The sequence below is a fragment of the Rhodococcus sp. JVH1 genome, assembly GCF_000280725.2.
Lineage (GTDB): Bacteria > Actinomycetota > Actinomycetes > Mycobacteriales > Mycobacteriaceae > Rhodococcus_F > Rhodococcus_F jostii_A.
On sequence record NZ_CP166289.1, the window covers coordinates 451,655 to 472,265 of the forward strand.

Here is a 20,611-nt window from a genome sequence, read left to right on the forward strand (position 1 = left end):
ATCCACGCTAGCCGAACCTCGTGCCGGGCTCTCACCGCAGCGCGTCGCGGCACACCTCCACCGGATCGGTGACGTCCACGATGCTCCGCGCGGCCCGCCGCGCGGCGGCCGTGTGGGCACCGTTCGAGAGCACCTGTTCGACCGCCGCGCGGAGTGCTTCCGCGCTCGGGGGACGCACCACGACGGCGCTCCCCTGCCGCGCGGCCCGGTTCGCGAGCTCCCATTGATCGCCGCCGCCGGGAACCACCACCACCGGGACCCCTGCGAGCAGAGCCTTCGCCAGCATCCCGTGTCCGCCGCCGCAGACGACGGCCGACGCCTCGCGCAGCATCGCGTCCTGACGGCCGAGACCTGCCCTCGCCCAGGGCGGAACCGGGGCCGGCGATCCGTCCAGTATCGACGCGATCACACGGACACCGGCCCCGTCGAGCCCCGCCAGTGTCGTCTCGAGCATGCCCTCCGCGCCGGTGAACGCGGTCGACGGAGCCACCATGATCAGAGGGTCCGTGCCGTCCGGCGCCGCGAGCACCTCGTTCGTCGGTTCCCACAGCAGCGGCCCGACCACGTGCGCCTCGGCGGGCCAGTCCGGCCTCGGCACCTCGAGCGCGGGGAGCGTCGCGATCAGCCGGCGCACCGGTCCCGGGTCCTTCGCAGGCAGTCCGACGCCGACCCGGGCCTCGGAGCGTTGCCGCTCACCCTGCCGGATCGACCGCGCCGTCGCGGCGCGCATGAGCGTGTCGCGGAGCCTGCCCCGAATTCCCACGCCCGGAGCCAATCCGCTTCCGATGGGCGGCAACCCCTTGGACGCGGCGTACAGCGGATGCGGGGACAGCTCGACCCACGGGATCCCCAGCCGCTCCGCGGCCATGCCCCCGCCCGCGGTGAGGATGTCCGAGACCACGAGGTCGGGTCCCCACGCGCGCAGGTCGGGGAGCAACTCGGTGGAAATGTGCGCGGCGCGGGCGTGAATGCGCGCTCCCGCATCGAGGTCGTCGTCCGTCGGGCGGGGCGCAAGGCCTTTCAGCAACTCGGCAGGCACGCCGGCCGCCCGTGCAGGCTGGACCCACCGTGTGCCGGTGAACAGGACTGGATCGTCTCCGGCCTCGATGAAGGCGAGGCACAACGCAAGGGCGGGAAAGGCATGTCCGGGATCAGGCCCGGCGACCACGGCGACTCGCACGAACCACAGGGTGTCACACGGTCGGCGTCACCGTTTCTCGAACACTGCTTCGGCGGCACCGTGAGCCCGGGCACGGTCGGCGGGGACGAGTCCGATCCGGGTGCGCCGGTCGAGCAGGTCGTCGACGTCGAGCGCCCCTTCGTGGGTCACCGCGAACTCGAACTCGGCGCGGCTCACGTCCACGCCCTCGGCGATCGGCGCCAGCAGTTCGGCATCGGCGGCGGCGATCAGCGCCGCCTCCGTTCCGTAGCGGGCGAGCAGCGCCGGCGGGGCCGAGACCTTCCGCAGCGCCTCGGGTGTCGCGGCACCGACGAGCGGCAGGGCCCGCGTCCGGCACGGGCCCGCGTCCAGTCCTGCCACCTCGACCGCGGCGTCGACGGCGTCTTCGGCCATCTTGCGGTAGGTGGTCAGCTTGCCGCCGACCACACTGACGAGACCCGTGTCCGAACGCAGGATGGCGTGGTTGCGCGAGAGGTCCGCGGTGGATCCGTCCCCGGTGTCGAGGAGAGGTCGCAGCCCGGCGAAGGTGCCGAGGACGTCCGAGCGCTGCAACGGAACCTCGAGCGCGGTGTTGACCGTGTCGAGAAGGAAGTCGATCTCCTGCTCCGACGCCACCGGAACGTCCGGAACGGGTCCCGGCGCGGCCTCGTCGGTCAAGCCGAGGTACACGCGGCCGAGCTGTGCGGGCAGCGCGAAGACGAAGCGATTGGTCTCACCGGGGATCGGAACCGTGAGCGCCGCGGTCGGGTTCCCGAGCCGCTCGGCCGGGAGCACCAGATGCGTGCCGCGACTGGGCCGCAACGTGATCGCGGGATCGATCTCACCCGACCACACGCCCGCCGCGTTGACCACGGCGCGCGCCCTGATCGGCAGTTCCGAGCCGGTCAGCTCGTCGCGCAGGGTCGCGGACGTCCCGGTGACGTCGTACGCGCCCGTCCGGGTGAGCACCTTCGCGCCGTGGAGCGCGGCGGTGCGTGCGAGGGACACCACGAGTCGGGCGTCGTCGATGAGCTGGCCGTCGAATGCCATCAGGCCGCCGCGCAGGCCTTCCCGCCGGACCGCGGGGGCGAGTTCGACCACCCGGTCGGCCCGGACCGTCCGTGACCGCGGCAGGACCGACGACGGTGTGCGAGCGCTTGCACGTAGCAGGTCGCCGGCCAGGAATCCCGTGCGGATGAGGGACTTGCCGAACAGCGTCGTCGAATCGAGGACGGGCACGAGCTGTGGGAGAGCCCGGACGAGGTGGGGGGCGGTGCGGGTCATGAGGATTCCGCGTTCGACCGCGCTCTCGCGGGCGATGCCGACGTTGCCCGATGCCAGGTACCGCAACCCGCCGTGGGCGAGTTTCGAACTCCACCGGCTGGTCCCGAACGCGAGATCCCGCTTCTCCACGAGCACGACGTCGAGGCCGCGTGACGCCGCGTCGAGTGCGACACCGACGCCGGTCACTCCGCCGCCGATCACCAGGACGTCGACGACGGCATCGTCCGACAGCTGGTCGAGTTCGCGCGCTCTTCGCGCGGCGTTCAGAGCCGACGAGCGGCTCACGGGCGGCGTGTTCGGGTGGTTCACCGGTCTCCTCGATCTGTCGGGTGGGTGTCGGCGGCGTCCGGCGCCAGATAGGCGCCGACAGCGTGCCGGAGTTGCTCCGTGAGGGCGTCGCCGGGAAGTTCCTCGGCCACCATCACGGCCGACTGGACCGCGGACTGTGCGATGAGCAGGACCATCGTGGCGATCTGACGGCTGTCCCCCCCGCGGATCGAGCCCTGGTCCTGACCCGTCGAAACCGCGAACGCGACCTGGTCGATGATTGCCCGCTGGCTCGTACCGAGCCGCTCGAGGACGTAGGTGGTGAACAGTTCCTGATCCGAACGCAGGATCTTCACGAACAGTGGATGGTCACGCACCTCGGTGGACACGTGGACGACGGCGTCGACCAGCTGGCGGTGGACCGATTCCTCGGCGGAGAATTCGGGCATCACGGCTGCGATCTCACGGGTCATGAGATCGGCGACCACGGCCCTGGTGTCCGACCAGCGGCGGTAGACGGTCGGCCTGCTGACGCCGGCGCGCCGGGCGACCTCCGCCAGTGTGGTTCGGCGCAGTCCGAAATCGAGGATGCACGAGCGTGCGGCGTCGAGAATGGAGTCCTCGACGCTCGCTGAGGTGTCGTCACGCGACGCAGAATTACGGATAGACATTGTATGTAACACCGTAACGCATGAATCCCCCGCCGGCACCGAACCGGCACTCGAATCACATCACCCGGGCCGCCACGGCCCGCCCCTCCCCGACGTCGGGGAATTGTGCGACGGAGGTACGACTGGACGGTGAGGCGACAGGAAGGGCCGACACGTCGGATGAACGTTGAGGTGACCCCTCGCTAATTTGGGTAATATCGGTATTCCGTCCGAGTCCGATTCTAGTCAGGTAGGCCGGAGGATCGGCACGATCGTGCTCGCTCGCGGCCTCAGCCGAAGTAATAGAGCTCGAATCCCACCGCGCGTTCGGCGTCGAATCCCGGTTGCGGTCCGGTCACCATCTCGACCTGCGCCCTCGCCTGCTGCCCCACCGGTACGTCGCTCAGCGCCTCGAGGTAGCGGACGTGCTCGGCCAGCGAGAGCACTGCCCGATCCACCGTGTGGGTGACATCCACCGCGTGAGTGGGTGTCATCGTGTTGACGGCGACCCAGCGGACACCGCGCCACGGCGGCAGCCCCGACTCCCCCAGCTCGGGAAAGATCCATTCGTTCGCGGCATCCGCGGTGGCGTCGAGAACGGAACGGCCGAGTGCGCGGTGGTCCGCACTGTTCAGCTGGCCGGGTCCCCACGTGTCCGCGAAGTTGGCCGTCACCACGAGATCCGGGCGATGACGACGGATCGCCGTCGCGAGGTCGCGGCGGAGTGCGAGACTCTCCACGAGAGTGCCGTCGGGGTACCCGAGGAACTCGACGTCGGTCACTCCCACCACGGCCGCGGAACGTCGCTCCTCCGCCTCCCGCAGCGGGCCCGACTCGGTGGGGTGCAGGCCCGCGATCCCCGCCTCCCCGCGCGTGGCGAGCACGTAGCGGATGTCCTTGCCCTGCTCGGTCCAGCGCGCTACGGCAGCCGCTGCGCCGTATTCGATGTCGTCGGGGTGCGCGACGACGACGAGCCCACGATGCCAGTCCTCGGGTACCGGTTCCATGGGTAGAGCATGCCTGTCAGCTCCGGGTGATGTCCGATTTCTCGCCGGATCCGGACATCGCCTTGATCAACAGGTACACGCCGAACACCACGGCGCTGACCACGAGAATCCAGAACAGACCCTTGACGAGGGCACCGACGACCGCCAATGCGATCCAGATCGCCGCGACCGCCAGAACAATCTTCCAGAACATGATTTCCTCCACTCACGTCTCCCCGATCGGTTTCTGCGCCCGACATCTGGTCGACCCCACTTATCGGGTACGCACACCAGCGTGGCACGGCGGAGCGGGTAAATCACCAGGTCAGCGTAAAGATCAGGGAAAGATCAGGGTTCTCCCCCACACGATGTACCGGAAGTCGCCGGACGGTTCGGACGACATCAGCGGTAGCGGCGCACGATGTCGTCGATCTCGCCGAGAGCCACCGCGAGGCCGGTGAGCTTTTCCGTCGCCGACACCAGTTCAGCACGCTCGTACGCCAGTTCGCCGACGGCACTCGTCGTTCCGGGAACGGCGACCTCGGCGGCCGCGGCCACCAGTTCTTCGAACTGGTCGACGGCGTCGTCGAGTTGCGCGGCGGCGGAGGCGATCGCCCGGTGGAGCGGTGCGGCCGCGGCCCGGCTCCCCCGGGCGGCGTCCTCCATGGACGTGATGTCGAGGGCGACCGCCTGGAGGGCTGCCCCCGCGGAGCGGGCAGTGGAATGGGTGTCCTCGATGTCCTCGCCGCTGATGCTCCCGGACCGGGACAGCACACCGAGGATGCCGTGCAGTGCCCGTTCGCTGTGCACGAGTCGCTCGATCGGCTCCCGGGCGGCCGAGGACGGCCCCGGAAGCACCCGACGGGCAGGCAGTCCCGGTGGCAACGTCACGGCGTCGAGCTTGCGGAACCGGCTGACCGCCAGCACCGCGGGGACCGCGAACACGACTGCGCCGCCACCGGCCATCAGCAGCGACCACTCCGGTGCGGCCATCAGGGCGAGACCCGCGGCGCCGGTGGCCGAGGATCCGGACACGATGCCGTAGCGCTTCGCGCGGCGCCGGGCGCGCCGCTTCTTCCGCAGCAGCCGTTCCCGGGGGTCACGCCACCGCTGCGCCGCGTCCGCGACGGACTCGCCGGCGTCGCGCAGCGCGCCCTGAATCCCCGCGAGCCCGGACACGACAGTGGCCGACCGGACTGCGCGTCCAGGTCGGCCACCTCGGTTGGAACTCATGCGAATACTGTTCGGCTACTGTGCGGCGCCGGTCTGGCCCGCTGCCGGCGGCTGCTTGTCGAGGTTCGGGCTGGCGGGGGTCGCCGGAGCGTTGGCGGCACCGCCGGACGGCAGGGCGTCGCCCTTCATCGAGGCCCGGATCTGCTCGAGCCTGCTGTGCCCGGCCATCTGGATGCTCGCCTGCTGGACCTCCATCATGCGGCCCGACACCGAGTTCTGTGCCAGCTCCGCGGAACCGAGGGCGTCGGCGTAGCGGCGCTCGATCTTGTCGCGCACGGCGTCGAGACTGGGCGTGTTGCCGGGAGCCGAGAGGGTGCTGTCCATCGAGCGCAGCGACTCGCTGACGCGTTCCTGCATCTTGGCCTGCTCCAGCTGGCTGAGCAGCTTGGTGCGCTCCGCGACCTTGGCCTGCAGAGCCATCGCGTTCTGCTCCACGGCCTTCTTCGCCTGCGCGGCGGCCTGCAGGGACTGGTCGTGCAGCGCCTTCAGATCCTCGACCCCCTGCTCGGCGGTGACGAGCTGGGCGGCGAACGCCTCGGCGGCGTTGGTGTACTGGATGGCCTTCTCGGTGTCGCCCGCGGCTTGGGCCTGGTCGGCCAGGTTGACGGCCTGACGGGCGTTGGCGTTGAGCTTCTCCACCTCGTCGAGCTGGCGGCTGAGCTTCATCTCGAGCTGGCGCTGGTTGCCGATGACAGACGCGGCCTGCTGCGACAGGGCCTGGTGCTGGCGCTGCGCATCCTCGATCGCCTGCTGAATCTGAACCTTGGGGTCAGCCTTCTCATCGATCTTGGAATTGAAGAGCGCCATCAGGTACTTCCATCCCTTGACGAAAGGATTAGCCATGGGTTTGATCCTGCCTCCATCTGTTGCGCCGCGCGATGCGCGACCCGATACGCGACCGTCACGCACCGGAACAAGGGCTGCGCCCCGACTGCCTGTCTGACCAACCGCCCACGAGATCGGCGGTCAACTGAAATCTATCGGTTCGGCACGGGCGTTGCTACGCGGCGGCCAGCGCCTGCGCAGGTGCAGGGATGACCACCCGGGTGTCGCGGGCAATGGTCGTCGAACCCGGTCGTGCGCTCGCGGCGGGAGCCTCGGCGGGCGCGGATTCGACCGCATGCCGCTCGGTGCCCGCACGCTTGGCCGAAGAACCGTCGGACAGCGATTCGCTGACGTCGACGAGCACATCGGAGAGTGGGACCTCCAATGCGTCGCAGATCGCCGCCAGGAGCTCACTCGAGGCTTCCTTGCGCCCTCGTTCGACCTCGGACAGGTACCCGAGGCTCACACGAGCACTGTTGGAGACCTCACGCAGGGTCCGGCTCTGCGAAACGCGCGTACGCCGAAGACTGTCACCGATTGCCTCACGCAATAGCAGCGCCATCTCGCTCCTCCTTCATCCGTCACCTGTCTCGCCTATCTCAACGCGCGAACAGGACCGATTGGTTCCCGACCTTAGCCTGCGGATGTTTCCTGCACACGATCGAGGAGTCCCGACACGGCGGCGGACACCGCAGATTTACGGATCCGCCACCGGTCACCGGTCAATCCGAGCTCGCGGACGGTCGTGCCGGACGCCCCGGAAATGCTCAGGAACACGGTGCCGACCGGGTGTCCGTCCTGCATGTCGGGGCCGGCGACACCGGTCAGGCCGACGCCCCAGTCGGCGCCGCAGCGGGCGCGGGCCCCCTCCGCGAGTGCGCGCGCCGTGGACGCGGCGACGGGCCCGTCCGCCGCCAGTCGCGTGGGATCGACCCCGGCGAGGGTGGCCTTCAGGTCGGTGGCGTAGACGACGAGCCCGCCGCGGAGCACGTTGCTGGCGCCGGGCACTCCGGCGATCGTCGCGGTGAGCAGTCCCGCGGTGAGCGATTCCGCGGTGGCCACCGTCTCGCCGCGGGCGGTGAGCACGGCGACGAGGTCACCGGCCCGCGTGCCGTCCACCAGCGGGTCGGTCACGCCCCGGTGCTCGCGTTCGCCTCGACCTTGTGCACTCCGGCCCGTAGACGGACGGCCTGCACGACGTAGTCCAGCCCGGTCACCACCGTCAGCAGCACGGCGGCACCCATGAGAATCCAGCCGGCGACCTCGAATCCGTCGGGCAGCGGCAGCAGGTAATAGCCGATCGCGATCGTCTGCACGAGAGTCTTGAGCTTGCCGCCCCTGCCTGCCGGGATGACGGCGTGGCGCAGGACCGCGAACCGGAGCAGCGTGATGCCCAGTTCCCGGACCGCGATCACCGCCGTCACCCACCAGGGCAGGTCTCCGAGAATCGACAGGCCCACGAGGGCCGCTCCGATCAGCGCCTTGTCCGCGATGGGATCGGCGAGCTTGCCGAAATCGGTGACGAGGCCGTACTTGCGGGCGAGTTGCCCGTCGATCCGGTCGGTGATGGCCGCGACCGCGAACACACCGGTGGCGATCAGGCGCCACATCGTCGAGTGTCCGTCGCCGACGAACAGCACGACCAGGAAGACCGGGACCAGCAGGATTCGGAGAATCGTCAGGATGTTCGCGATGTTCAGAAGTGGTACGGCCGTCTCACTCGCGGGTTCCACCGATGGATCCGGGGCCGCCGGTTGGTCGGCGGCCGTCCAATCCTCGCGCTGCGTGCTCATCGCAGCACCGCAGCGTCGAACTGCACCCCGGGACGCAGCGGGGAGGGGGGAGGATTCGTAGGTCGTACCGGCACGTGCCTAAGAATATCGGTACGGCCGTTGGCTAATGTTCACGACATGACTTCTCGGACGCCGGACACCGCCGACAATCAGCTGATCGTGCGGCGAGCACGAACCTCCGACGTACCCGAGATCAAGCGCCTGATCGACATCTACGCCGGCAAGATCCTGCTCGAGAAGAACCTCGTGACCCTGTACGAATCCGTCCAGGAGTTCTGGGTGGCCGAACGCGACGGCAGCGTGATCGGTTGTGGCGCAATGCACGTGCTGTGGGCCGACCTCGGCGAGGTGCGCACGATCGCCGTCGATCCGTCGGCCAAGGGCCAGGGTGCGGGACACCACGTGGTGGCCAAGTTGATCGAGGTCGCGCGGGAACTCGAACTCGAGCGTCTCTTCGTTCTCACGTTCGAGGTCGATTTCTTCGGCAAGCACGGATTCGTCGAGATCGACGGCACACCGGTGACCGCCGAGGTCTACGCCGAGATGTGCCGCTCGTACGACACCGGTGTCGCCGAATTCCTCGATCTGAGCTACGTCAAGCCGAACACCCTCGGCAATACCCGAATGCTTCTCACCCTCTGAAGTCTCAGTGGGTGAGACAGAAGTGCCCTGATCCCATTTTTGTTCGACGACCCCGTCCCGAGAGAGCGAGAACATGTCCCTGTTCGTAGTGGAGTACACGTATTCGGCCGATACCGTCGCCGGACGCGACGAGCATCGCCCCGCCCACCGCGCGTGGCTCGGTGAGCTCGCCGAGCGGAAGACCGTCGTGTCGTCCGGCCCCTTCGCCGACGGCAGCGGCGCATTCATCATCGTCGACGCCGCCGACGCGGAGACCGTGGAACTGCTCTTCACCCACGACCCGTTCGCCCGCAACGGACTCGTGGCGGCCTCGCGGATCGTCGAATGGGTTCCGGTGCTCGGCGAATTCAGTTCCTGACTCGCCGAGCACCGGACACCCCGGCCACGACGCTCGGCCGAACTACTGCGCCGGCGTCGTGTTCCGCGTCTTGAGAAGGCTGGCGACGGTGGTCACTGCCAGCACACCGAGGATGACGGCGAGCGAGAACACCGTCGACACCTCCGGCACGGCCACGTGCTCGCCGCCGTTGACGAAGCCCAGCGTGTTCTCGTGCAGAGCGTGCAGCACGAGCTTGACGCCGATGAACGCGAGAATGATCGACAGGCCGTACGACAGGTACACCAGGCGGTCCAGCAGGCCGCCGATGAGGAAGTACAGCTGACGCAGACCCATCAGCGCGAACGCGTTGGCCGTGAAGACCAGGTACGGCTCCTGGGTGAGTCCGTAGATCGCGGGAATCGAGTCGAGTGCGAACAGCACGTCGGTGAATCCGATGGCGACCAGCGCGAGCAGCAGCGGCGTCACGACGCGCTTGCCGTTGATCCGCGTGACGAGCTTGTCGCCGTCGTAGGTGTCCGTGGTGGGGAGAATCTTCTTCGCGACGGCGACGATCTTGCTGTCGCGTTCCTCCTCCACCTCTTTCTCGTGCCCGTGATCACGTACCAGCGTGTACGCGGTGTAGATGAGGAAGGCGCCGAACAGGTAGAACACCCAGCTGTAGGCGTTGATCGCCGCGGCACCGACGCCGATGAAGATTCCGCGCATCACGAGCGCCATCACGATGCCGATCAGCAGTACCTTCTGCTGGTATTCCCGCGGCACCGCGAAGGTTCCCATGATGATGACGAATACGAAGAGGTTGTCGACGGACAACGCCTTCTCGGTGACGTAACCGGCGAAATACTCGCCGCCGTACTGACTTCCCCACAACCACATCACGACCAGGCCGAACAGGATCGCGATTCCGATGTAGACCGACGACCAGAACGCCGACTCACGGAACGTGGGGGCGTGCGGTGTGCGCACGTGCGCGAAGAAGTCGAAGACGAAAAGTCCGAGAATCACCACACAGGTGATGACCCAGACCAGCGGTGACACATGCATAAACACAGACCTCCGGTAGACCTAGCGGGTACCGGAGGTCTCTCCCGCCGCACCGGAACCTCGTGTCCGAGCGACTGACAGCCCCGGATCGGCAATGGTGCCGATCGTGTTGACGATGCTGTCACAGAGGTGGGGATACTCCCCTCCAATTCGGTGACCATTCAACCACACTGCGCGAGAATCGCCCATTTCGGACACGCGCACCGCGCCGCCCTACTCCTGGTCGGGCAGCGCCTCGCTCGGGTCGCCGCCCCGGATCGACCACAGCAGACCGTCGAGTTCCTCGGGCTTGATGAGCACGTCGCGGGCTTTCGAGCCCTCACTGGGGCCCACCACTCCCCTGGTCTCCATCAGGTCCATCAGGCGGCCGGCCTTGGCGAAACCGACACGCAGCTTGCGCTGCAGCATCGACGTGGACCCGAACTGGCTGGAGACGACGAGTTCCACCGCCTGCAGCAGCACGTCCATGTCGTCGCCGATGTCGGGATCAACGTCCTTCTTCTCCCCGACCTTGGCCGCGGTGACGCCCTCGGTGTACTCCGGCTCCGCCTGGTTCTTGCTGAAATCGACGACCGCGGAGATCTCTTCGTCGGTGATGAACGCGCCCTGCAGGCGGGTCGGCTTGCCTGCGCCCATCGGCAGGAACAGCCCGTCACCCATACCGATCAGCTTCTCGGCGCCGGGCTGGTCCAGGATGACCCGGGAGTCGGTCAGGGACGACGTCGCGAAGGCGAGTCGTGACGGCACATTGGTCTTGATCAGACCCGTCACGACGTCCACCGACGGCCTCTGTGTGGCCAGCACGAGGTGGATACCGGCGGCGCGCGCCTTCTGGGTGATCCGCACGATCGCGTCCTCGACGTCGCGCGGCGCGGTCATCATGAGGTCCGCGAGCTCGTCGACGATGGCGAGGATGTACGGATACGGCCGGTAGACCCGTTCGCTGCCGAGCGGCGCGGTAATCTCACCCGACTTCACCTTGGAGTTGAAGTCGTCGATGTGACGCACCCGGTTGGCCTGCATGTCCTGATACCGCTGTTCCATCTCCTCCACCAGCCAGGCCAGCGCGGCCGCGGCCTTCTTCGGCTGGGTGATGATGGGCGTGATGAGGTGCGGAATGCCCTCGTAGGGCGTCAGCTCCACCATCTTGGGGTCGATGAGGATCATCCGCACTTCGTCGGGTGTCGCACGGGACAGCAGCGACACCAGCATCGAGTTCACGAAGCTCGACTTACCGGAACCGGTGGAACCGGCCACGAGCAGGTGCGGCATCTTCGCGAGGTTGGCGCTGACGAAGTCGCCCTCGATGTCCTTGCCGAGACCGATCACCAGCGGGTGGTGGTCCTTGCGGGTGCTCGGGGCGGTGAGCACGTCGGCGAGGCGCACCATCTCGCGGTCGGAGTTGGGGACCTCGATGCCGACCGCGGACTTGCCGGGGATCGGCGCGAGCAGGCGCACGTTGTCGGTGGCGACGGCGTAGGCGATGTTGCGGGCGAGCGCAGTGATCTTCTCGACCTTCACACCCGGTCCGAGCTCCACCTCGTAGCGGGTGACGGTCGGGCCGCGGGTGAATCCGGTGACGGCCGCATCGATCTTGAACTGCTCGAGGACCTCGGTGATGGCCTCGATCATCGCGTCGTTTGCGGAACTGCGCTTCTTCGGCGGATCGCCCTCGATGAGCAGCGACGTCGGGGGCAGCGTGTAATCACCCTCGACCACCCGGTCGGTCACGAACTTGTCGACGTCGGGCAGCGGTTCCGGTTCGGGCTCCGGCTTGGGGGCGACGACCGGCTTGGCCTTGGCACGCGCCGGTTTCGGCGCAGGCGCCGGCACGGGATCCGTCGCGGGCTCGGTCTCCCACAGCCCGAGCACCTCCGTCTTCGCGGTATCGCTGACGTCGTACTCGTCAGTGGGATAGTTGTCGGCCGGAACACCCCGGCCCCCGGTCGTGTAGTCGTCGACCGGGTAGCCGTCGGCGTCGAACAGCGTGGGGTCGTATTCGCCGTCCTCGTAGTACTCGCTGTCGTAGTCGGCGTAGTGGTCGCGGCCGAACGACGTCCCGAAGTACGACTGCAGCTTGCCGGGCACCTCCCGGACCGTGGTTCCGGTCAGCAACAGCACACCGAACAGTGCCGCCATAAGCAGCAGCGGCGCGGCGAGCCATACGGTCAGGCCGTCCGTCAGCGGACCTCCCGCCGCGTACCCGACGAATCCGGCGCCGCGGGTCCTGCTCTCGGCGTCGGTGGGCGAACCGGTCGCGATGTGCCAGAGCCCGAGAGCGGGCAGACCGACCAGCAGCGACCCCAGGACCAGCCTCGGCCGGATCTCGGGTTTCGGCTCGGTCCTTATCAGGATCACCGCGACGGCGACGCCGATCAGGGGCAGGACGCCGGACGCGCCACCGAACACGGCACGGACTCCGGTCTCGAGCCACTCGCCCACCGGACCGCCCGCGGAGAACCAGATTCCGCAGGCGACCACGACGCTGATCGCGATCAGCCCGAGCGCGATGCCGTCGCGTCGGTGGCCCTGTTCGATCTCGGCTGCCTTGCCCACGGTGCGGGTGGTGACCCCGACGCCCTTGGCCATCAGCGACCAGCCGGCACCGATTCCCCTGCCCACCGACTTGAGGGGGCCAGATGTAGACGATTTCTTTGAGGTGGACTTACGCGGAGTGCTGACCGTCCGGGTCGTACGGGACTTCGGCTTGGACGTGGTCGAGCCGCCTCGCACGCCCGTCCTCGCCGTGGACGTCGTGCTCGAACCGCGGGCGCTCGCCTTACCTGCCATGGCTCTCAGATTAGTCGCTGCGTCACCTTCCGGACCATCCGCAACACCCGTAACACGGGGAGACCTGCGGCGAAATGCCCTCAGAACCCGCGGTCGAGGGAGGTCACGGCCTCGATGTCGGCAGTCTCACCATCGGTCTCGATCCGTACCTGGTCCCGGCCGAACGCGTGCAGGGCGAGTTCCGACGGTTCACCACGCAGGATCACCCGACCGGCGCCTGCCTTGCGCACGGTGGCCTGCTCTCCGGACTGCCGCTCGAGCACCACCGTCACCGGGGAGTGCCGGTAGCCGAGCTTTCCGACCTTGCGTGCGAGTCCCCACAGCGCATCCTGGCGCTTGCCGGGCAGGACCCGCGGTTCCCATCCGTCGTGGGCGCGGCGCACGTCCTCGTGATGGACGAACATCTCCCCCAGGTTCACCTGTGCGTCCACCCAGTACATCGGCGACCACATCGGCGGACCCGACCGGACCTCGTCCAGCAGGCGGCTCCACGGACGTTTCGCCGTCTCGTTCTGGACGTGTTCCGTGTAGCCGGCGAGCCGACCCACGACGATGCCGGGGGCAGCGTCGAAGCGTCGTTCGCGCACGATCAGGTGGGCGGCCAGGTCCCGGTTGGTCCACGTCCCGCAGAGGGTCGGGGCGTCGGGACCGAATTCGGCCATCGAGTCGACGAGGGCGAGGCGTTCATCTCGGGCGAAGGTCACCCGACCGAATCTACCTGCCGGAGAACTACTTGCCCTCGGCCGACGGCACCGCGATGACGGTCGGGACGATCATCGGCCGGCGACGGTACTTGTCCGCCACCCATTTGCCGACGACGCGCCGGATCGCCTGGGCGATGCGGTGAGCGTCGTTGATGCCCTCGGTGGCCAGTCGCAGGAGTTCCGCCTCGACCAGCTGAGCCGCATCCTTGAGGGCCGTGGGGTCGTCGGAGAATCCGCGTCCGGACACCTCGGGGGTGCTGACCGCACGACCGGTGTGGTCGTCGATGACGACGTTGATGGCGATGAACCCGCCCTCACCCAGGACCAGCCGGTCCGACAGCGTGGAGTCGCCGACATCGCCGACGGACAGTCCGTCGACGTAGACGTGCCCGACGGGAACCTGCCCGACGATCTCGGCGAGACCGTCGACCATGTCGACCACCACGCCGTCCTCGGCGAGCACGATCCGGTCCTCCGGCACGCCGGTGGCCTTCGCGAGAGCGGCGTTGGCACGCAGGTGACGCCATTCGCCGTGGACCGGCATGGCGTTGGTGGGCCGGACCGCGTTGTACAGGTACAGGAGCTCGCCCGCCGACGCGTGACCGGAGACGTGCACCTTCGCGCTCTGCTGGGTGACGACGGTGGCACCACGCTTGGCGAGTCCGTTGACGACGGCGAACACGGAGTTCTCGTTGCCCGGGATCAGCGAGGACGCCAGCACGACGAGGTCGTTGGCCCGGATGTTGATCTGCCGGTGCTCACCGCGGGCCATCCGCGACAACGCCGACAGCGGTTCACCCTGCGACCCGGTGGAGATGAGGACGAGCCGGTCGTCGGGCAGGTTGGCCGCGGTGTCGATGTCGACCACCAGGCCGTCCGGCACGGTCAGGTATCCGAGATCCTGCGCGATCTGCATGTTGCGGACCATCGACCGGCCCACGAACGCGACCCGCCGGTTGTACCGGTGGGCGACGTCGACCACCTGCTGGATGCGGTGTACGTGGCTGGCGAAGGAGGCCACGATCACGCGCTGTTTGGCCTTGCCGATGACGTTGTCGAGCACTCCCCCGATCTCACGCTCGGGGGTGACGAATCCCGGCACCTCCGCATTGGTGGAGTCGACGAGGAACAGGTCGACGCCCTCGTCGCCGAGACGGGAGAAGCCGGCGAGGTCGGTGAGCCTGCCGTCGAGCGGGAGCTGGTCGAGCTTGATGTCACCGGTGTGCAGCACGACGCCGGCGTCGGTCCGGATCGCGACGGCGATGGCGTCGGGGATCGAGTGGTTGACGGCGAAGTACTCGCACTCGAACGGACCGTGATCGGTGCGCTGCCCCTCGACGACCTCGACGAGGTTGGGGCGCTGGCGGTGCTCACGGCACTTGGCAGCGACGAGCGCGAGCGTGAACCGCGAACCCACCACGGGCAGATCCGGCCGCAGGCGCAGCAGGAACGGGATGGCGCCGATGTGGTCCTCGTGGCCGTGCGTGAGGACCACTGCCTCGACGTCGGCCATCCGGTCCTCGATGTGCCGGAAGTCCGGCAGGATCAGGTCGACACCCGGCTGCTGGTCTTCCGGGAACAGCACACCGCAGTCGACGATGAGCAGCTTGCCCTGGTGCTCGAAGACGGTCATGTTGCGACCGATCTCGCCGATGCCGCCGAGCGCCACCACCCGCAGACCCTTGAACGGAGCCTTCGGCGGGGCACCGAGCCGGGCTGTCGGATCGACCGACGCCGGCCGCGTGTCCTGACGCTTGTTGCCGCCTCCGCGCCTGCCGGAGCGGGACGACGACTTGTTGGCGGCGCCGCCCTTCGTGGAGGAGGTCTTCACGGGCGCAGACTTGGCCTGCTCCGACTTCGGAGCCGACGGCTGGTCGGCGACGACGGGCGCCGACTTCGGCGGCTCGGCGACGACGGGCGCCGACTTCGGCGGCTCGGCGACAACCGGCGGCTCGATGGCCGGGGGCGCCGACTTCGGCGGCTCGCTTGCGGTGGGGGAAGGGGGACCGGCCTGACGGCTGGCACTGCGACGACGAGGCGGTCGGGTCACGCGAGCACCCCCGCAGCGTGCAGATCGGCGGCCAACAGGTCGAGCTGATCGTGGGTGGGTGCCACCTGCGGCAACCGGGGTTCGCCGACGTCCAGGCCGATCAGGCGCAGACCCGCCTTCGACGCGCTGACGCCGCCGAGACGCGCCACCGAGCGGATGACCGGGATCAGGCTGAGGTTGATCGCGCGGGCGCGGGCGATGTCTCCGGCCGCAAACGCCGTGTGCAGTTCGCGCAACCGGCCGGGCACGAGGTGCCCGATGACGCTGACGAATCCCGTTGCGCCCACCGACAACCACGGCAGGTTGAGTGGATCGTCACCCGAGTAGAACTGGAGGTCCGTCGTGCCGATCAACTCGGCGCCTGCGTTGAGGTCGCCCTTGGCGTCCTTGACCGCGACGATGCGCGGGTTCTCGGCGAGGCGCCGGATGGTCTCGGTCTCGATGGGGACCACGGAGCGGGGTGGAATGTCGTAGAGCATGACCGGAAGGTCGGTGGCGTTGGCGACGGCGGTGAAATGGGCGAACAATCCGGCCTGCGGCGGACGCGAGTAGTAGGGGGTGACGACGAGGAGGCCCTGCGCGCCCGCGCGGGCGGCGTCACGGGCGAGTTCGACACTGTGCGCGGTGTCGTTGCTGCCCGCGCCGGCGATGATCTTCGCGCGGTTGCCCACCGCGTCGATCACTGCCCGGAGCAGCTCGAGCTTCTCGTTCTCGGTGGTCGTCGGCGACTCACCGGTCGTACCGGCGAGGACGAGGGAGTCGCACCCGTTGTCGACGAGGTACGCCGCGAGGCGGACACCGGCGTCGACGTCCAGCTTTCCGTCCGAGGTGAACGGCGTCACCATCGCTGTGGACACGGTGCCGAACGGACGCTCGACGGGAGAAGCGGAATCACCGTAGGTCATGGTCAGAAGGCTACCCGGTGACCCAGGTACTTTTGCACACCAGTCACGCGTCGGCGGAAAACGTGCTCCGCGCCACCTCCGTGCCGTCACCCCAGACCAGTACCTCGAAGTCGCCGAAGACATTCGGCGCTGCCGCCTGCAGCTGCCTCAGGCACTCGACCGCGACGCGGCGAATCTCCACGTCGGCGTGCTCGGTGGCGCGCATCGAGACGAAGTGCCGCCACGCCCGGTAATTGCCGGTGACCACCACGCGGGTCTCCGTGGCGTTGGGCAGGACGGCCCTCGCGGCCTGCCTCGCCTGCTTGTTGCGCAGCGGCACGCTGGAGGTGTCCGCCAGTTTCGTTTCGAGTGCCTCGAGGAGTTCGCCGTACGCCGCCCGGCTCGCGTCGGTGGCCTTCGCGAACAGCTCCTCGAGTTCCGGGTCGCCCGCGATCGCGGGGGGGACGACGACGTTGCCGTCGTTCTCGCGCACGAAGCGCTGCGACAGCTGCGAGTAGGAGAAGTGGCGGTGCCGGATCAACTCGTGGGTGCAGGACCGGGAGATGCCGGTGATGTAGAAGCTGACCGTGCCGTGTTCGAGGACCGACTCGTGCCCGACCTCGAGCAGATGGCGCAGATATCCGGCGTTCGTCGCGGTGCGGGGGTTGGGTTTGGACCAGCTCTGGTAGCACGCCCGGCCCGCGAACTCCGCCAGCGCTTCGCCGCCGTCGGCGTCGGTCTCCCACGGAATGTCCGCCGGCGGAAAGAACTCCGTCTTCGCGACGAGTTGCACCCTGAGCGGCACGGTCTGCGGCACTGCGCTGTTCCTCCTACCGAACTCCCTGGTGGGGAGTCCCTCCTGAATGCATCGACCCTAGTCGCAGCGGTGATCGGGGTCTCGGCGTGCCCCGTTCCGGCAACGGCCCGGTTCCCGTGCGTTCACCCGCGCGTGTCAGTCTCGACTCGCCCACACTTTCGGTGGCGCCGCAGATTCGCGAGGGAGACTTCCTGTGCAGTACCGGACCGGCCGCGCACGCCGCGCCGTCGTGATCGCAGTTCTCGGGACAGCGGTTCTCGGGGCCGCTCCCCCGGCGTTCGCCGGACCGCCCGCGACGGGACCGTCGGTCGCCGGTAGTCCGGCACAGCCCGTGACGGCGCAGCGCTCACTCGGGCTCGGGCGCTCGCGCCGGACCGGCTTCCGGCCGGAGCAGCCGGGAACTGGTACGACGTGCTCGGGCAGTCACCGATCACCACGCTGGTCGACATGCCCGCCGCCTACCGCGCCTTCGTGACGGGACCGGGTGCGAACGAGGCGTTCTCGGCGGTTCTGCACGACATCGCGGCGGCCGACGGCGCCGTGATGTACCACTGCAGCGCAGGCAAGGACCGCGCCGGCTGGACGACGGCCGTGCTGCTCACCGTCCTCGGGGTTCCGCGGGACACGGTGACAGCGGACTATCTGCTCAGCAACACCTACCGCGGCGCCGATCCGGAGCATCCCGAACTGGACGGCGTCGACCAGGCGTGGCTCGACATCGCGTTCGACACGGCCGTCGCCACCTACGGCAGCTTCGACGCCTACGTGTCGGAGGGGTTGAAGTTGTCCGAGGGAGACATCGCCCAGCTGAAGTCACGACCGCTTGACTGACGTCACTTATGACGCCATGCTGGCGTCATGGACCTCGGCAACTACGTCTCCCGGCTGCAAGACGACCTGAATGCGGCAGCCGCACTCGGCGACGAGCAGACGCGGGCGACCGCGTCGGCGCTCGCCGCCGCGGCCGAACCCGCCGCCCGGCTCCTCCTGCTCTCGGCGCTCACCGATTTCGCGGGTGAAGTGTCGTCCGAGCTGGGTAATCGCACCGTCGGTGTGCGTCTGAACGGCAGCGAGGTCGCGGTCGACGTGCATCGCACCCCCACCGCGCCCGGGCCGGACGGGGACGGAACGACCACAGCCGAGGACATCGGTGCCGCCTTCGATGACGTCACCGGTGACATCAGCCGCGTCACTCTGCGCCTGATGGATCAGATCAAGTCGAAGGCCGAGGAGGCCGCCTCGCAGAACGGGGTGTCGCTCAATTCCTGGGTGTCGCAGGCGGTCCAGGGCGCACTCAAGGACCAGATGCGCCGCAGCGGCAGAGACAATTTCTGAGCACCGGCGTACTCACTCCACACGCCCGTCGGCGGCGGTGATGTAATTACGTCGCATCAGCCACACGGTGAGAGTCGCCACGGGCTCGAAGGAGCGAAGAACATGGCCGTTTCCGGCGTCAAGGAATTCGAGATCAAGGCCGATCCGGCCACGGTGATGGCCGCGATCGCTGCGGTGGATCGCCTGCCCGAGTGGTCCTCGGCCCACAAGTCGGTCACCATCGAGAGCACACACGACGACGGCCGCCCCCATCGAGTCCGGATGAGCGTCTCCATCCTCGGGATCAGCGACGAGCAGGTCGTCGACTACACGTTCGAGGGCGACGACACCGTGTCGTGGCATCTCGTCGAAAGCGGCCAGCAGAACGCCCAGGACGGCTCGTACGTCCTCACCGAGTCCGGCGCAGGCACCAAGGTCACGTTCGAGTTGACGGTCGACCCGAAGATCCCGCTGCCCGGGTTCCTCGTGAAGAAGGCGCAGAAGACGGCGCTCGAGACCGCGAGCAAGGGCCTGACGAAGTTCGTCGAGAGCCTGTAGTTCCTCACTCTCCTCGCGGCCGCGGCGCCGCGGCCGCGAGGAGAGCACCGAGGTTGCCGCGATCGTCCACCCGGATGTCGTCCAGACCCAACCACGTTGCCATTCTTCGCAGTTCCGGGAGCAGCGCCTCCACCACACGCCCCGGATTCCGGTCGGGTTCCACGAACGCGGATCGCACCGCGAGCGTTCCCGACGCACGGTCGGCCTTGAGATCGACCCTCGCGACCAGTTCACCGTTCAGCAGGAACGGATAGACGTAGTACCCGTGGACACGTTTGTGCGCGGGGGTATAGATCTCGAGGCGGTACCGGAAGTCGAATATCCGCTCGGTCCGGGGACGGCAGAAGACCAGCGGATCGAACGGGCACAACAGCGCCGACCCCTCCACCTTCCGGGGAACCCGGACGTCGCGGTGAACGAATGCCGGCGCATCCCAGCCGCGGACTCCCACCCGTTCCAGCACCCCGTCCTCGACGAGTTCCCCGATGGCCGAGGCGGTCTGCGCCGGCGACAGTCGGTAGTAGTCACGGAGATCGGGTTCGGTGGCCACACCGAGGGCCTGCGCGGACCGCTGCACGAGGCCGCGGACGGCGTCCTCCTCCGAGACTTCCTCGGCGAGTATCGCTTTCGGCAGCACCCGTTCACTCAGGTCGTAGTGACGGGTGAAGGCGACCCGCTTGTCCACCGCCAGCGCACCGGACGCGAACAGTTGCTCGCACACCACTTTGGTGTCGCTGCGATCCCACCACGGCCCCTTGCGGTCCGGCCGGTCGACCTCGAGGTGTTTCTCCACGTCGCTCGCGCTGCACGCACCGACGGCGCCGATCACGTCGAGCACGTCGGCGGCGAGCGTGGGACTGCGGTCGAGTACGCGGGATTCACCGGACCAGCGACCGTGCCGGTACCGGTGCATCCGCCAGCGCATCAGCGGCCAGTCCTCGACGGGGATGAACGCCGCCTCATGGGCCCAGTACTCCGCCAGCATCCGGGGTGCGCGGGCGGAATGCGACCACGCCGCCGAATCGACCAGCCCGCGGTCGTAGACACCGAGACGGCTGAACAGCGGGACGTAGTGGGCGCGCACCGCCACCGACACCGAGTCGATCTGGAACAGCCGCACCCGGTCGAGGACCGAACGGACGTGCCTGCGCGTCGGCGCCCCGGCCGGTTTCCGGTCGGCGAACCCCTGCGCCCAGAGCGCCGATCTCCGGGCCGCGGCTGCGGTCATCTCACGCATGCCCGCAGCCTGCCATCAACCACCGACACAACTC

22 protein-coding genes are annotated in these 20,611 nt (G+C 68.3%); 5 read left to right on the forward strand and 17 right to left on the reverse strand.

What is annotated here, in order from left to right:
- Positions 1-31: 31 nt before the first annotated feature.
- From JVH1_RS02180 to pgsA, 10 genes are all read right to left on the reverse strand, one after another.
- The gene (locus JVH1_RS02180) at positions 32-1,180 is read right to left on the reverse strand and encodes a glycosyltransferase (protein ID WP_043782436.1); all 1,149 of its coding nucleotides are present in this window, start codon (positions 1,178-1,180) and stop codon (positions 32-34) included.
- A gap of 27 nt (positions 1,181-1,207) precedes the next feature.
- On the reverse strand, positions 1,208-2,752 hold the full coding sequence (locus JVH1_RS02185) for a glycerol-3-phosphate dehydrogenase/oxidase (protein WP_009480018.1): 1,545 nt from the start codon (positions 2,750-2,752) through the stop codon (positions 1,208-1,210).
- Positions 2,749-3,381 (reverse strand): TetR/AcrR family transcriptional regulator, encoded by a 633-nt coding sequence (locus JVH1_RS02190; protein WP_009480017.1) that lies wholly within the window; start codon positions 3,379-3,381, stop codon positions 2,749-2,751. The genes JVH1_RS02185 and JVH1_RS02190 overlap by 4 nt, the downstream gene beginning before the upstream one ends.
- 269 nt (positions 3,382-3,650) lie before the next feature.
- Positions 3,651-4,367 carry a PIG-L deacetylase family protein gene (locus tag JVH1_RS02195; RefSeq protein ID WP_009480016.1) on the reverse strand — a complete coding sequence of 239 codons (717 nt, stop codon included), beginning with the start codon at positions 4,365-4,367 and terminating at the stop codon, positions 3,651-3,653.
- Between the two features lie 16 nt (positions 4,368-4,383).
- Entirely contained in the window at positions 4,384-4,560 is a 177-nt protein-coding gene (locus JVH1_RS02200) for a hypothetical protein (protein ID WP_007296377.1), read from the reverse strand.
- A 188-nt stretch (positions 4,561-4,748) separates the two neighbouring features.
- Complete coding sequence (locus JVH1_RS02205; protein ID WP_083849902.1) at positions 4,749-5,579, reverse strand: hypothetical protein; 831 nt, start codon at positions 5,577-5,579, stop codon at positions 4,749-4,751.
- A gap of 15 nt (positions 5,580-5,594) precedes the next feature.
- Positions 5,595-6,422 (reverse strand): PspA/IM30 family protein, encoded by an 828-nt coding sequence (locus tag JVH1_RS02210; RefSeq protein ID WP_009480014.1) that lies wholly within the window; start codon positions 6,420-6,422, stop codon positions 5,595-5,597.
- 157 nt (positions 6,423-6,579) lie between these two features.
- Positions 6,580-6,966: a helix-turn-helix domain-containing protein gene (locus tag JVH1_RS02215; RefSeq protein ID WP_009480013.1), complete on the reverse strand. Its 387-nt coding sequence runs from the start codon at positions 6,964-6,966 to the stop codon at positions 6,580-6,582.
- 71 nt (positions 6,967-7,037) lie between these two features.
- Complete coding sequence (locus tag JVH1_RS02220) at positions 7,038-7,538, reverse strand: CinA family protein (RefSeq protein ID WP_009480012.1); 501 nt, start codon at positions 7,536-7,538, stop codon at positions 7,038-7,040.
- Positions 7,535-8,197, reverse strand: a complete 663-nt coding sequence (gene pgsA / locus JVH1_RS02225; protein ID WP_016880118.1) for a CDP-diacylglycerol--glycerol-3-phosphate 3-phosphatidyltransferase — start codon at positions 8,195-8,197, stop codon at positions 7,535-7,537. Before pgsA ends, JVH1_RS02220 begins: the two co-directional genes overlap by 4 nt.
- Positions 8,198-8,314: 117 nt before the next feature.
- Here pgsA and JVH1_RS02230 point away from each other — a divergent pair, with 117 nt between their 5' ends.
- Together JVH1_RS02230 and JVH1_RS02235 are read left to right on the forward strand one after the other, a co-directional pair.
- Entirely contained in the window at positions 8,315-8,839 is a 525-nt protein-coding gene (locus JVH1_RS02230; RefSeq protein WP_009480010.1) for an amino-acid N-acetyltransferase, read from the forward strand.
- A 73-nt stretch (positions 8,840-8,912) separates the two neighbouring features.
- Entirely contained in the window at positions 8,913-9,197 is a 285-nt protein-coding gene (locus JVH1_RS02235) for a YciI family protein (RefSeq protein ID WP_009480009.1), read from the forward strand.
- 42 nt (positions 9,198-9,239) lie between these two features.
- Here the strand turns inward: JVH1_RS02235 and JVH1_RS02240 are convergent, their stop codons facing one another.
- The 6 genes from JVH1_RS02240 to thyX all read right to left on the reverse strand — a co-directional run bounded on the left by JVH1_RS02240 (position 9,240) and on the right by thyX (position 17,468).
- Positions 9,240-10,223: a TerC family protein gene (locus JVH1_RS02240; protein ID WP_009480008.1), complete on the reverse strand. Its 984-nt coding sequence runs from the start codon at positions 10,221-10,223 to the stop codon at positions 9,240-9,242.
- Between the two features lie 213 nt (positions 10,224-10,436).
- Positions 10,437-13,013 (reverse strand): DNA translocase FtsK, encoded by a 2,577-nt coding sequence (locus tag JVH1_RS02245; protein ID WP_051033813.1) that lies wholly within the window; start codon positions 13,011-13,013, stop codon positions 10,437-10,439.
- Positions 13,014-13,093: 80 nt separating this feature from the next.
- On the reverse strand, positions 13,094-13,717 hold the full coding sequence (locus JVH1_RS02250; protein WP_009480005.1) for a TIGR03085 family metal-binding protein: 624 nt from the start codon (positions 13,715-13,717) through the stop codon (positions 13,094-13,096).
- Positions 13,718-13,742: 25 nt separating this feature from the next.
- A complete protein-coding gene (locus JVH1_RS02255) occupies positions 13,743-15,767 on the reverse strand; it encodes an RNase J family beta-CASP ribonuclease (protein WP_009480004.1) in 2,025 nt (674 codons plus the stop codon).
- Positions 15,764-16,672: a 4-hydroxy-tetrahydrodipicolinate synthase gene (gene dapA, locus JVH1_RS02260; RefSeq protein WP_005261164.1), complete on the reverse strand. Its 909-nt coding sequence runs from the start codon at positions 16,670-16,672 to the stop codon at positions 15,764-15,766. The genes JVH1_RS02255 and dapA overlap by 4 nt, the downstream gene beginning before the upstream one ends.
- Before the next feature lie 43 nt (positions 16,673-16,715).
- A complete protein-coding gene (thyX, locus tag JVH1_RS02265; protein WP_009480003.1) occupies positions 16,716-17,468 on the reverse strand; it encodes an FAD-dependent thymidylate synthase in 753 nt (250 codons plus the stop codon).
- Between the two features lie 411 nt (positions 17,469-17,879).
- Here thyX and JVH1_RS02270 point away from each other — a divergent pair, with 411 nt between their 5' ends.
- The 3 genes from JVH1_RS02270 to JVH1_RS02280 all read left to right on the forward strand — a co-directional run bounded on the left by JVH1_RS02270 (position 17,880) and on the right by JVH1_RS02280 (position 19,340).
- The gene (locus JVH1_RS02270; RefSeq protein ID WP_009480001.1) at positions 17,880-18,299 is read left to right on the forward strand and encodes a tyrosine-protein phosphatase; all 420 of its coding nucleotides are present in this window, start codon (positions 17,880-17,882) and stop codon (positions 18,297-18,299) included.
- Positions 18,300-18,326: 27 nt separating this feature from the next.
- Entirely contained in the window at positions 18,327-18,803 is a 477-nt protein-coding gene (locus JVH1_RS02275) for a toxin-antitoxin system HicB family antitoxin (RefSeq protein WP_009480000.1), read from the forward strand.
- Between the two features lie 102 nt (positions 18,804-18,905).
- The gene (locus JVH1_RS02280) at positions 18,906-19,340 is read left to right on the forward strand and encodes an SRPBCC family protein (RefSeq protein WP_005240727.1); all 435 of its coding nucleotides are present in this window, start codon (positions 18,906-18,908) and stop codon (positions 19,338-19,340) included.
- 4 nt (positions 19,341-19,344) lie between these two features.
- Here JVH1_RS02280 and JVH1_RS02285 read toward each other — a convergent pair whose 3' ends face one another.
- On the reverse strand, positions 19,345-20,577 hold the full coding sequence (locus JVH1_RS02285; protein WP_009479999.1) for a winged helix-turn-helix domain-containing protein: 1,233 nt from the start codon (positions 20,575-20,577) through the stop codon (positions 19,345-19,347).
- Positions 20,578-20,611: the final 34 nt, after the last annotated feature.